This is a genomic window from Actinomycetospora sp., from assembly GCF_036497585.1.
Classification (GTDB): Bacteria; Actinomycetota; Actinomycetes; order Mycobacteriales; family Pseudonocardiaceae; genus Actinomycetospora.
In genome coordinates this window covers 1-12,217 of sequence record NZ_DASXJD010000067.1, presented here as the reverse complement: position 1 = coordinate 12,217, position 12,217 = coordinate 1, and the positions used below count along the sequence as shown (strand labels likewise).

Here is a 12,217-nt window from a genome sequence, read left to right as displayed (position 1 = left end):
GATCTCAGGGCGCTCTGAGATCGCCGCTGCGCTCGTCAGGCTCCGACGCCGCGGGAGACCGCGAGATCCACGAGGCGGGTGAAGACCTCGCCGAGGTCGCGACCCGCCGCCGCGACGGCCCGGGGCAGGAGCGAGTTCTCGGTCAGTCCCGGGGACACGTTGACCTCCAGGAGCTGGACCCGCCCCTCGGCGTCGACGACCGCGTCGGTGCGCGAGAGGTCCCGCAGCCCGAGGACCCGGTGGGCAGCCACCGCCGCCTCGGCGACGCGGCCGGCGACGTCGTCGGGCAGCCGTGCCGGGCAGTGGAAGCGCGTGAGGCCCGCCGTGTACCGGGCGGTGTAGTCGTAGACGCCGTTGCCGGGCTCGACCTCGACGGCCGGCAGCGCGACCGGCCCGTCGCCGGTGTCGACCACCGACACCGCGACCTCGACGCCCTCCACGAACCGCTCGACGAGCACGGTGTCGCCGTAGGCCAGCGCCCCGACCATGGCGGCCGGGAGCTCGGCGGGGTCCCGGACGACCTGCGCACCGAGCGCGGATCCCCCCTGGTCGGGCTTGAGCATGAGCGGCAATCCGAGCCGGGCGACGAGGGCGTCGAGCACCCCTGCCGCGCCGAGCTCGCGGAAGGTCGTCTGCGGCAGGGCCACCCACTCCGGGGTGTCCAGGCCGGCCCGGGCGAGTTCGGCCTTCGCCGTCGGCTTGTCGTGGGCGCGCCGGCAGTCCCGCGCCCGGGTGCCCACGAAGGGCACGCCGAGCAGCTCCAGGACGCTCTGGACGGCCCCGTTCTCGCCTTCGCCACCGTGCAGGGCGACGACGACCGCGTCGGGTCGGCCGGTGGTCAGGCGGCCGAGCAGCGCGGCGTCGGTGTCCCACTCGTCGACCGTGGCGCCGGCGTCGCGCAGCACCGAGGCGATCCGGCGGCCCGAGCGCAGCGAGACGTCCCGCTCGTGGGAGAGCCCCCCGGCGAGCACGGCGACGGTGAGATCGGTCCTGGCCGGGTCGGTCACGGCCGGGAACCTATCTGGTGGCCGACGGCGGCCCCGCTACGCGGTGTCGGCCGCCGGGGCCTGCGGTCCGCCCGGTGCCCCGGAGCGGGGGCCGGCGACACCGAAGGTCCGCAGGAGGTCGAGCTCGCCGTCCAGCACCCCCGCGAGCCGTCGGACGCCCTCGGTGATCCGCTCCGGCGGCGGGTAGCAGAACGACAGCCGCATGTGGCGGCTGCCGGACCCGTCGGCGTGGAAGCCGGTGCCCGACGCGTACGCGACGCGGGCGGTGATCGCCCGGGGCAGCATCGCGCGGGTGTCGACGCCCTCGGGCACGGTGGCCCACACGAAGAACCCGCCCTGCGGACGCGTCCAGCGGCACCCGTCGGGGAGGTGCGTCGCGAGCGCGGCGAGCATCGCCTCGCAACGCTCCCGGTACATCTCCCGGAACGACTTCACGAGGCTGCGCCAGTCGTGCGTCGCGAGGTAGCGCGAGACGACGAGCTGGGTGAAGGCCGGCGGGCAGAGTGTCGCCGACTCGGCCGCGAGGACCAGCTTGTCGCGGATGCCGTGAGGCGCGAGCGCCCAGCCCACCCGCAGACCCGAGGCGAAGATCTTGGAGAACGAGCCGAGGTAGACGACGTTCTCCGGGTCGAGGGACCGCATCGAGGGGTAGGTCTGCCCGTCGAAGCCGAGCAGGCCGTACGGGTTGTCCTCGATGATCAGCACCCCGTGGCGGCGGCACAGCTCCACGATCTCCGGACGCCGGTCGGCCGCGAGGCTCACGCCGACCGGGTTGTGGAAGTTCGGGACCGTGTAGAGGAACTTGGCCCGCCTGCCCCCGCGCGCCAGGCGCTGCAGGGCCTCGTCGAGGGCCGCCGGGACGAGCCCGTCGTCGTCCATGGCGACGTGGCGGACCTCGGCCTGGTAGGCCGCGAACGAGCCCAGCGCCCCGACGTAGGACGGCGACTCGGCGAGCACGACATCGCCCGGGTCGACGAAGAGCCGGGTCAGCATGTCCAGCGCCGACTGGGAGCCGACGGTGACGACGACGTCGTCCGGGGCGAAGCCGCCCGTGGCCGCGAGGCTGCCGGCCTCGAACGCCATGACCTCCCCGATCTGCTCGCGCAGGACCGGGACGCCCTGCGCGGAGCCGTACTGCAGCGCGCTCTGCCCCTCGGCGGCCACCAGTCCGGCGACCTCGACCGAGAGCGACTCGAGGGGCAGCGCGGCGAGGTTCGGCATCCCGCCGGCCAGCGAGACGACCTCGGGGCGGCTGGCGACGGCGAACAGCGCCCGGATCTCCGAGGCGGTCATCCCCGCCGTGCGGGCCGCGTACCGCTCGAGGTGCGGGTCGCCGGCATCCCCCGCCGCCGCGGCCGGCCCGGTGGACCCGGTGGTGCGGTGGTCGGGAGGCATCGCGGTCATCGGCGACCCTTTCGTGACAGGACGGCGTGGATCGCCTGGCGAGTCTACGCGGTCGGTTCCCACGATCGGCCGGACCTCGGCGTCACCCACGCCACGATCGGTGGTGCCCGTATTGCCGTCACGGGTCCGGAGGGGTAGGCAGACCCTCCGGCAGGGGTTCAGGGCGGGCAGGGCGGGAGTGTCGGTGTCGCGAGAGTGTGTCGGGGTCACCCTGGACAACATCGACGAGCTGCCCAAGGGCTGTCGTCGCTGCGTCTACTGGGAGCTCCCGCCGCACCTGGGCGAGCAGGCCGAGGAGTTCGGCACCCTGGAGCTGGAGAAGGAGGCCTGGGTCTCGGGCGTCCTGCTCGAGTGGGGCTCGTGCGGGCGCATCGCCCATGTCGAGGGCGTCCCGGCCGGCTACGCGTTCTACGCCCCGCCCGCCGCCGTGCCCCGGGCCGCCGCGTTCCCGACCTCCCCGGTCGGCGCGGACGCGGTGCTGCTCTGCGGGCTGCACGTCGTGCCCGACTTCAGCGGCTCGGGGGTCGGCCGCCTGCTCGTGCAGGACGTGGTGCGCGACCTCTCCCGCCGCGGCGTCAAGGCCCTCGAGGCCTTCGGCGACACCGCCGACCGGCCGCGTGGCGAGGCCCACGCCCGGACCGCCGAGGACACGCCGACCTGCGTGCTCCCGGCGGCGTTCCTGCGCGCGGTCGGCTTCAAGACCGTCGCGCACCACCACCGCTGGCCGCGGCTGCGGCTCGAGCTGCGCACCGGGTTCTCCTGGAAGGAGGACGTCGAGGCGGCCATCGCCCAGCTCCTCGGCTCGGTGACGGTGACGACGGCGCCCGCCGCCCCGGTGGGCGCCCCGGCGCCTCGGTAGGTGCGCTTCGCGCATGTGAGCACTTTCGGGGGTTATCGCCCCCGAAGGTGCTCACATGGCCGCAGGCCACCTAGGCACCGATGGGGCTGCCTTCTTCGCGCTGGAGGATGTCGGAGAAGGTGAACGTGCCGGTCGGCTTGTCGTTCTGCCCGAGCAGGTAGAGCCGCTTGACAGCGACGAGGATCCCCTCGGCGACGACATCGCGGAACGCCGGGTCGAGCAGGGCCGTGCGGTCCTGCTCGTTGGTCAGGTAGCCGATCTCGACGCGGACCGCGGGCATGCGGGTGAGCCGCAGCAGTTCCCAGGGCCGCGGGTGGACCCCGCAGTCGAGCATCCGGGTGCGGGCGAGCAGCTCGCGGTGGATGTAGCCCGCGAGGGCCTCACCGACCGTGGACGTCGCCCCGGTGCCGGTGCCGAAGTGGAAGGCGGCCAGGCCGTTGGCGGCCGGGCTGGGGTTCGCGTCGACGTGCAGCGACAGCACGACGTCCGCGCCCGCGGTGTTGGCGAACCCGGCGCGCTCGGCGTCCGAGGGGCAGTCGTGCGGGCCGTGGGAGAGCAGCGCCTCCATCCCGGCGGCCGACATCCGGCCCTCGAGACGCCGGGCGATGTCGGACACCAGACCGGCCTCGGTGACCCCGCCGACGGCGACGCCGGGGTGCTGCCCACCGTGACCTGGATCGATCACGATGCGCTTGCCGGACAGACGGGGACCGGCGCGGTGGAGGCGCTCCTGCTCGCGGAGCAGGCCCGGGCGCCCGCCCGTGACCTTCCGGCCGAGGTAGCCGAGGTGGCGCAGGGTGCGCGGGCCGCAGATGCCGTCGGGCGCCATCCCGTAGTCGCGCTGGAAGCTGCGCAGTGCCTGCTCGGTCTGCCGGCCGAAGACGCCGTCCGCGCGCCCGGAGTCGTACCCCAGCTCGAGGAGGCGCTCCTGGAGCGCGAAGACGTCGTCGCCGGTCATGGTGTTCGAGGCCTGCAGGCAGAGCATGCGGTCCCCGAGGGACCAGCGGGCGTCCCGCAGGGCGCGGTAGGTGGAGGGGCCGACCACCCCGTCGGTGATGAGGCCCCGGTTCTGCTGGAACGCGCGGACGGCGTCCTCGAGGGTCTCGTCGAAGCGACCCGGCTCCGGGGGCGGGCCGCCGCGCCCGGGTGGTTCGACGAGTCCCAGCGCCTGGAGTGCTGCGCGGACCTCGGCGACGGCCGGACCGGTGTCGCCGCGGCTCAGCAGCTGCATTCCGTCGCTCCCGTCGCAGTCCGGACCCCTGACGATGGACCGACACGCACCCGGGCGTCCTCGTGGACGTGGCCGGGCGGGAATCCGCCTCGGTTCACCGGGGTCTCATTGTGCCTTGTCGGCCCGCTCGCACCCCGCATCGGGCCCGTGCCGCACGGTCACGGTTCGGGATCACCGCCCGGATCGCCGTCCGAGCCCGGACACGACGACGCCGGGCCCGGACGGGGTCCGGACCCGGCGTGCGGGGTGGTGGATGCCTAGCCCAGGACGTCGGAGAGGTCGTTGAGCAGCGCAGCCTTCGGCTTCGCGCCCACGATCTGCTTCACCGGCTTGCCGCCCTGGAAGACGATCATGGTAGGGATCGACATGACCTGGTAGTCACGCGCGGTGGCCTGGTTCTGGTCGATGTCCAGCTTCGCGACGGTGAGCTTGTCGCCGTGCTCCTGGGCGATCTCCTCGAGGACCGGGGCGACCATCTTGCAGGGGCCGCACCAGGTGGCCCAGAAGTCGACCAGGACGGGCTTGTCGCTGCTCAGCACCTCGTCGGAGAAGGTGGAGTCGGTGACGGTGACGGGGCTGCCCATCGGGGGATCCTCCTCGGATCAACGGTCGAGCGGGATGCTCGACCGGTCGGATCGGTATCGGGGGCCGGATCCGCGCGCCGCACGGCCCGGCCGGCGGGTGGTCGGTCAGGACGCCACGGTGTCGAGCTCCGGGGTGAGCTCGGAGTCGACGGTCGGCTTCGGCGAGGTCTCCGGCGTCGACCTCGTCGAGCTCGCCGCGTCGACCTCGGCGAGCCAGCGCTCCGCGTCGATCGAGGCGGTGCAGCCGCTGCCGGCCGCCGTGACGGCCTGCTGATAGGTCTTGTCGATGAGGTCGCCGCAGGCGAAGACACCGGGAAGATTCGTGTAGGTGCTCGGCGTGTCGACGCGCACGTAGCCCTCGTCGTCGGTCTGGACCTGCCCGGCGACCAGCGTCGAGCGGGGGTCGTGCCCGATGGCGACGAACATGCCCGAGACCTCCAGCGTGTCCTCCTCGCCGGTGACGACGTCGCGCACCCGCACGCCCGACACGGCGTTCTCCCCGAGGACCTCCGTGACCACGGCGTTCGTGCGGAACGTGATCTTCTTGTCGGCCCGGGCGCGCTCCAGCATGATCCCGGAGGCGCGGAACTCCTCGCGCCGGTGCACGATCGTCACCGAACGGGCGAAGCGGGTCAGGAACGTGGCCTCCTCCATGGCGGAGTCGCCGCCGCCGACCACGACGATGTCGTGGTCGCGGAAGAAGAAGCCGTCACAGGTCGCACAGGCGCTGACGCCGTGGCCGAGGAGGCGCTCCTCACCGGGGACGTCGAGGTAGCGCGGCGCCGCACCCATGGCAAGGATCACGGATCGGCCGCGGTGGGTCTCGCCACCGACGGTCACGGACTTGACCTCCCCCGACAGGTCCAGGGAGTCCACGTCCTCGGGCCGCAGCTGCGCACCGAACCGCTCGGCCTGGCGCCGCATCTGGTCCATCAGCTCGGGGCCCATGATGCTGTCGGCGAAGCCGGGATAGTTCTCGACCTCGGTCGTGGTCATGAGCGCTCCGCCGAACTGGCTGCCCTCGAAGACCACGACGTCGAGCTGTGCCCGCGCCGCGTAGGTCGCCGCGGTGTACCCCGCCGGTCCGGAACCCACGATCACGACGTCGTGGATGGTCTGCTCACTCACGTGCGCTGCAACGTCCGTCACGGGTCCAGGATTCCCCACCGGTCGTCGTCCACCCCACTCACCCACCCACCGTGAGGTCGGCGAGCGTGTCGGGGCTCCCGGCGGTGCACCGCGGGCCGACGACGAGCAGCCGGAACCGTCCGGCGGTGCCGGTGGGCAGCACGAGCAGCGTCCCGGGCCGGCCGTCGAGGACGACCTGCCGGGTCCCGAGGGGGACGGTGCCCGCGGGCAGCCCGTGCGCGACGAGGCAGCCGCCCCGGCGGCCGGGGTCGGCGAGCGGCCCGGGATCATGGGCGCCGAGGCCCGCCCGCAGCGCCCGGACCGGGTCGGCGCCCGAGACCGGCACCGGGCCCGGCCCGGGGGTGACCGGGCCGGGGGTCGCCGCGGCGGTGGGCACCGGGCCGGTCCGGTCCCCGGTGGTGGCCCGGACGCCGCCCGTCACCGCCGCCACGAGCGCGAGGGCCCCGAGCCCGGCCGCGAGCAGGCGACGGCGGGTGCGGTGCGGCCCGCCCCGACCGGCCGGCCGGCCCGGCGGGCGGGACGACGAGCGCCCCGGCGGCCGGTTCCGGCCGCCCCTGCCCGACCCCGACGGCGGCGGGGCGCCCGACCCGGCGTCGTCGGCACCCGCGGCGCCCTCGGCGGCGAGCCGCTCCTGCATCCGCGCGGCGAACCCGGCGGGCAGCGGCGGCGCGGGCGCCGCGGCGAGCTCGGCGCGCGTGCGGTCCAGCGCCGCGAAGAGCGCCTCCTCCCCCGGCCGGGGCGCGTGCCCGTCGCCGTGGCGCACGACGGCGTCGTCGGCGCCCGGATCCACCGCCGGGGCCCGTCGCCCGTCCCCGGGGCCGTCCTCGCCCGGCCTCATCGCTCACCTCCCGCACGGCTCGACACGTCGCCTCCCGAGACTTCGACGTCCGCGGGGCCCTCGTCGTTCCCCGCTCCGGGACGCAGGTGACCGAGGAGTACCGCGAGCCGGTAGCGCCCCCGGGCGGCGCGGCTCTTCACGGTGCCTTCCCGCACGCCCAGGGCCGACGCCGCCTCGGCGACGGACAGGCCCTGCATGTCGACGAGCACGACCGCCGCGCGCTGGCCGGCCGGCAGCCGCTCCAGCGCCTCGTCCACCGCCAGCACGGTCATGCGGTCGGCCATCGCGTCGCGGGGGGTCGGGAGATCGGTGTCCTCCTCCAGCGGGTCCGCGCGGTGGGTCCGGCGCTGGCGCACCCGGTCGAGACAGGCGCGGTAGACGATCCGGTGCAGCCAGGTGGACACCGAGGCCTCGCCGCGCCAGCCTGCCGCGGCGCGGAAGGCGGACAGGAACGCCTCCTGCAGGGCGTCCGAGGCCTCGTGGGAGTCCCCCAGGGTCCGCACCGCGAACGCCCACAACCGGTCGGTGTGGCGCCGGACGATCTCGTCGAACGCGCGGGGGTGGCCCGCCACGTGGGCGGCCATGAGCTCCTGGTCGGAGCGTGGGTCGGCCACGGGAGCGGACGCTAGACGCGGCCCCTCCCGCCGGGGTGCGGTTCCGGGAAACCCACCCCGCTCAGCCGGCGCCGACCACCGTCACCTCGGCGATCTGGCTCTTGTACCGGTCGCCCGACTTGTCCAGCGCGGTGATCCAGACGAGCAGGTTGCTCGTCGGGGCGGCCATCTGCACCGGGATGGTCGTGGTGTCCCCCGAGACCGTCCCGGTGCCCACCACCTGGGTCTGGGCCAGCGGGACGTCGGGCGCGGCGGCGGACCGGATCTCGATCGTCGTGCCGGGGCTCGGCGAGCGCACCACGACCTGGGACACGAGCGCGGGCGCCCGGAACGTGGTCATCAGCCCGACGCCGGGCTTGAGCGACGGGAACTGCTCGTCGTAGTCGGAGGTGGACCAGCTCGACGACGGGTCGTTGTCCGCGGCGCGCCCGACCCGGTTGGGGTTGTCCGGATCGCCCGAGGGGTCGTACACCGCGATGCTCGAGAGCTGCACCGGTCCCGTCGGTGCGGCCGGCACCGCGGGGGCGGCCTGGGCCGGGGCGGGCGCGGGTGCCGGGGCGGCCGACGTGGGGATCACCAGGGGCGGCCCGGAGGACGGTCCGCCCCCGACCAGCGACACCGCCTGGAAGGCGACGAACGCGACGATCGCGAGCACGGCGACCACGAGCAGCGTCACCCCGATGCGGAGCTTGCGTCGCGTCGCGGCGTCGTGCTGCTCGGGTGTCTCGTCATCGTCGGGGTGCCACACCGTGCCGGGCTCGTCCTCGAACTGGACGCCGTCCTCGGTCAGCGGGAGCAGCACGCCGTCGTCCTCGGCGCCCTCGCGCAGCTGGCGCACCAGCCCGTGCACGGCCGCGGCGGTGCGGATGCCGCCGGTGGCGTCGAGCGTCCGGTCGACGAGGGCGGCCAGCCCGATCGGGAGCGCCGGGCGCAGGTCGCGGACCGGGACGGGTGCGCCCGAGGCGGTGCGGCTGGCGGCCTTGAGGCCGGCGGGCGTGGTGCCGTCGGTCGAGGGCCAGCGCCCGGTCAGCAGCAGGTAGAGCGTCGCGCCGAGCCCGCGGACGTCGTCGTCGACCCCGGCGTCGCCGCGGGGCATCGGGAAGGCGAGCCGGGCGTTGGCCCGGGCGGTCACCCGGACCCGCTGCGGGTGGTCGATGCCGAGGACGAGGCCGGCCCGGTGCGCGTCCGCGACCGCCTGGGCCAGCGGCTCGACGACCCGCAGCGCCGCGCTCGGGCTGAGAGGTCCTCCGGCCACCAGCTCGGCCAGGTCGCGTCCGGGCGTCCACTCGGCGACAGCCGCGCCCAGCACCCCGGCGGGGAGCCGGGACGAGCCGGGCTGCACCACGTCGAGCACCCGGGCGGCGTGACGGTGGGAGAAGTGGGCCGAGCGGGTCGCGCGGGAGAGCGCGGCCGCGGCCCGCACGTCGGCCTGCCAGTCGCCGACGAGCAGCGTGATCGCCACGTCGCGCTCGAGCGTGGTGTCCCGCGCCTTCCAGAGCACGGCGTCGGCGGAGCGGTCGCGACCCACCTCGGCGACGAGCCGGTAGCGATCGGCGATCACGGTGCCGGGGACGATCGCGCCGTCACGGCCGACCGCGATGGGGCCGGACGCGGGCGCCCGCGATCCCCACGGGGCACCGGCGCCCCGGCCGGACCCGGTGCTCCCGCCCCGGTCACCCGTCCCGCCGCGCGCGGTGGACCGGGAGCCGGTGCCGCCGCGGCGCGTACCGCCGGGCAGGAACGTCGTCGGGCCGTCGAGGCGCGGGCCGGACGGCGTCTCCGGGGCGTCCGCGACCGGCGGCACCGCGGTGGTCGGGGAGTCCGTGTCGGCGGGCTCCGGCTCCGGGCGGCCCGGCTCCGCGGCGTCGCCACCGCCCGCGGACGGCACGGGAGGCTCCTCGGCGTCGCCACCGGTGCCCGCGGACGGCACGGGAGGCTCCTCGGCGTCGACGGCGGCCGTGGCCTCGGCGTAGACCGCGCGGTCCTCGACGGGGCCGGACGACTCGGCGACGGCGCCTCGCGGTGCTCCGGGCGCACGGCGGCCGGCCATCGCGTCGTCCACCCCTCACCTCCGGCGCGCTCGCCACACCCCCCGCGCGGTCAGAGATCCTCGACGACCGCGCGCCCCGTTCGGAGGCGAGCCTACGGGACACCGGGCCGCCCGTCGTGGACCGTGCGTCCGGCGGCGACACCCGTCACGGTGGCGCAACCCCGAGCCCGTGGCCGGGATGATCAGCGGGCGACGAGCCGGCGCAGCCGGGAGACCACGGGGTCGAGCTCCGGCACCCGCAGCAGCCGCATGGCGACCACCACGACGGTGAGCGAGACGGCCCCGCCCACCCCGACCGTGAGCCACGCCTTCGCGACGGCGCCCGCCCCGCCGAGCAGGCGTTCCAGCAGCGTCACGACCACGACCGCGGTGAGCACCGAGACGACCGAGGCGATCCCGGTGAGGAGCACGGTCCGCAGCACCCGGCGGGTGTCGAGCCGCCCGATGCGGTGTCGGAGCCACACGTCGCCCACCACGAGGCCGACCACGAACCCGAACGCGTTGACCGCGGCCAGGCCGAGCACCACCTGGTCGGGGGGGAGCAGCACCGGGCACAGGTAGGCGAGCGGCACCTTGACCGCGGTCATGACGACCATGATCAGCGTGGGAGTGCGTGCGTCGGCCATGGCGTAGAAGACCCGCAGCTGCAGCATCACCACCGCCATCGGCAGCAGCCCGAACGCCGACGCCGACAGCGCCGCCCCGAGCGCCTCCGCCGACGACCCGCCGGCCCGACCCACCGAGAACATCGCGACGCCGAGCTGCGAGCCGAACACCGTGAGGACGAGGCTGACCGGCAGCAGCGTGACCGCCGAGAGCCGTGAGCCCAGCGAGAGGTCGTCGACGACCTGGTCGAGGCGCCCGTTGGCGGCCGCCGCGCTCATCCGCGGCATGAGCGCGGTGAGCAGCGACACGCCCAAGACGCCGTAGGGCACCTGGATGAGCAGCCAGGAGTTGGAGTAGATCGACGGGCCGCCGTCGTCGGCCGAGAACGCCACCCGCAGGATCACCGTCAGGCCGATCTGGCTGACCACCACGTAGCCGATCACCCACGCGGCGAGCCCGCCGAACGACGAGAGCCGCGGGTCCCACCCGAAGCGCCAGTGCCACCGGAACCCGGTGCGGCGCATCGCGGGCAGCATCACCGCGGCCTGCAGGACGATGCCCAGCGTGCTGCCCACGCCGACGACGAGCAGCTGGGTGGTGCTGACCGGGCTGCCGTCGGTGGGCGCCGGCAGCACCCAGTAGATCGCCAGCGCGATCAGCACGATGACGTTGTTGAGGACCGGGGCCCACGCCGCCGGACCGAACACTGCCCGCGCGTTGAGGATCGCGCCGAAGAGCGCCCCCATGCCGTAGAAGAAGATCTGCGGCAGCAGGAGGTAGGCGAAGTCGGTGGCCAGCGGCCGGTTCGCCTCGTTCTCGATGTAGGGCTGCACGAGCAGGGGCGAGGCGAGGACCGCGAGCACGGTCGCGGCGAACAGCACCAGCGCCGCCCCGGTGAGCAGCTTCTGGGCGAAGCCGTCGCCCTCGTCCCCGTCCTCCTTGGCGGCGCGCACCAGCACGGGGATGACGACGCTGGTGAGGACCCCGCCGAGCAGCAGCTCGAAGATGATGTTGGGCAGGGTGTTCGCGATGTTGAACGAGCTGCCGACGAGCCCGAGGCCGATCGTCGCGGCCAGCGCGAGGGTGCGAAGGAAGCCGGTGAGGCGGCTGACCAGGGTCGCCACCGCCATGCCGCCGGAGGCCTTGACCAGGGAGGAGTCGTCCCGTTCGTCGCCGGCGGTGCGCGGGGCGGGGACCGCGGACGCGTCCTGCTCCAGGGGTGGCCGCGGCAGCAGCACGGTCTCGTCGAGGGAGTCTCCGACGGTCCACGAGGCCAGCGGCGGGGAGCGGTCGGCGCCGCCGCGGCCGGCCAGCGCCGTCATCCGGGCGGTGGCCTCCTCGACCCGGGCGGGCACGAGGTCGGTCTCGGTGGTCGCGTCGGTCCCGGGGTCGGGGGTGCCGGGCACCGCCCGCGCCGGGGCCGTCGCGGTGTCCGCCGCCTCGTCGGCGCGGCCGATCGGGCGGGTCGGGTCGGGCGGCGGGTGCGCCGGGGCGCCCCGGTGCGCCGGCGGGACCGGCCCGGGGGCGCAGGGGTCGACGGCGGGGGGCCCGCCGGCGCCCCGCCCGACGGGGCCGCGGGATCCCGGTCCGGCGGATGGCGGCCGGTGCGGGGGTGCCCCGGGCGCAGGGCCGCCCGCCGGCGGCTCCCGGCGCGGTGGCCCCTGCTGGTGGGGCGGGACCGGTCCCCGGGGGACGGGTCCCGGCGGGCCCTGTTGCGGGGGGCCCTGCTGCGGGGGCCCGGGAGGGCGGGTACCCGCGGGGGCCGAGCGGCCGGGCGGGCCGGCCGGGCCCGTCACCGGCGCCTCGGGGGCGGGTGGCGGTGGCACGACGCCGTCCGCCGGCGGGGGCGGCGGGACGACCGGACGCCGCTCGCGG

At 75.6% G+C, this 12,217-nt stretch carries 10 protein-coding genes; 1 reads left to right on the top strand and 9 read right to left on the bottom strand.

The genetic code is table 11. The features are described from left to right. Positions 1 to 35 precede the first annotated feature (35 nt). Positions 36 to 1,007 carry a D-alanine--D-alanine ligase gene (locus VGH76_RS06235; protein WP_331555753.1) on the bottom strand — a complete coding sequence of 324 codons (972 nt, stop codon included), beginning with the start codon at positions 1,005 to 1,007 and terminating at the stop codon, positions 36 to 38. 36 nt (positions 1,008 to 1,043) lie between these two features. After that, on the bottom strand, positions 1,044 to 2,411 hold the full coding sequence (locus tag VGH76_RS06230) for a PLP-dependent aminotransferase family protein (protein ID WP_331555752.1): 1,368 nt from the start codon (positions 2,409 to 2,411) through the stop codon (positions 1,044 to 1,046). A 184-nt stretch (positions 2,412 to 2,595) separates the two neighbouring features. Between VGH76_RS06230 and VGH76_RS06225 the strand changes: the two genes are divergently transcribed. Beyond that, the gene (locus tag VGH76_RS06225) at positions 2,596 to 3,270 is read left to right on the top strand and encodes a GNAT family N-acetyltransferase (protein ID WP_331555751.1); all 675 of its coding nucleotides are present in this window, start codon (positions 2,596 to 2,598) and stop codon (positions 3,268 to 3,270) included. A 70-nt stretch (positions 3,271 to 3,340) separates the two neighbouring features. On the opposite strand, the gene VGH76_RS06220 is transcribed toward VGH76_RS06225, so the two are convergent. The 7 genes from VGH76_RS06220 to murJ form a co-directional block, all read right to left on the bottom strand. Then, on the bottom strand, positions 3,341 to 4,501 hold the full coding sequence (locus tag VGH76_RS06220) for an N-acetylmuramoyl-L-alanine amidase (protein WP_331555750.1): 1,161 nt from the start codon (positions 4,499 to 4,501) through the stop codon (positions 3,341 to 3,343). A gap of 257 nt (positions 4,502 to 4,758) precedes the next feature. Beyond that, positions 4,759 to 5,085: a thioredoxin gene (trxA, locus tag VGH76_RS06215; protein ID WP_169183627.1), complete on the bottom strand. Its 327-nt coding sequence runs from the start codon at positions 5,083 to 5,085 to the stop codon at positions 4,759 to 4,761. Between the two features lie 105 nt (positions 5,086 to 5,190). After that, positions 5,191 to 6,213, bottom strand: coding sequence for a thioredoxin-disulfide reductase (trxB, locus tag VGH76_RS06210; protein WP_331555749.1), 1,023 nt, complete (start codon positions 6,211 to 6,213; stop codon positions 5,191 to 5,193). Positions 6,214 to 6,271: 58 nt separating this feature from the next. Continuing rightward, a complete protein-coding gene (locus VGH76_RS06205; RefSeq protein WP_331555748.1) occupies positions 6,272 to 7,072 on the bottom strand; it encodes a hypothetical protein in 801 nt (266 codons plus the stop codon). Next, a complete protein-coding gene (sigM, locus tag VGH76_RS06200; protein WP_414637681.1) occupies positions 7,069 to 7,656 on the bottom strand; it encodes an RNA polymerase sigma factor SigM in 588 nt (195 codons plus the stop codon). The genes VGH76_RS06205 and sigM overlap by 4 nt, the downstream gene beginning before the upstream one ends. Before the next feature lie 91 nt (positions 7,657 to 7,747). Next, positions 7,748 to 9,748 (bottom strand): hypothetical protein, encoded by a 2,001-nt coding sequence (locus VGH76_RS06195; RefSeq protein WP_331555746.1) that lies wholly within the window; start codon positions 9,746 to 9,748, stop codon positions 7,748 to 7,750. A gap of 170 nt (positions 9,749 to 9,918) precedes the next feature. After that, the coding region (gene murJ / locus VGH76_RS06190) for a murein biosynthesis integral membrane protein MurJ (RefSeq protein ID WP_331555745.1) at positions 9,919 to 12,217 on the bottom strand (2,299 nt) is incomplete at its 5' end.

What these genes read in the sequence shown, in the direction of transcription:
- VGH76_RS06230 (WP_331555752.1), bottom strand. Translation starts at nt 2,411, where the DNA reads ATGACCGCGATGCCTCCCGACCACCGCACCACCGGGTCCACCGGGCCG.
- VGH76_RS06220 (WP_331555750.1), bottom strand. Translation starts at nt 4,501, where the DNA reads ATGCAGCTGCTGAGCCGCGGCGACACCGGTCCGGCCGTCGCCGAGGTC.
- trxA (WP_169183627.1), bottom strand. Translation starts at nt 5,085, where the DNA reads ATGGGCAGCCCCGTCACCGTCACCGACTCCACCTTCTCCGACGAGGTG.
- VGH76_RS06205 (WP_331555748.1), bottom strand. Translation starts at nt 7,072, where the DNA reads ATGAGGCCGGGCGAGGACGGCCCCGGGGACGGGCGACGGGCCCCGGCG.
- sigM (WP_414637681.1), bottom strand. Translation starts at nt 7,656, where the DNA reads ATGGCCGCCCACGTGGCGGGCCACCCCCGCGCGTTCGACGAGATCGTC.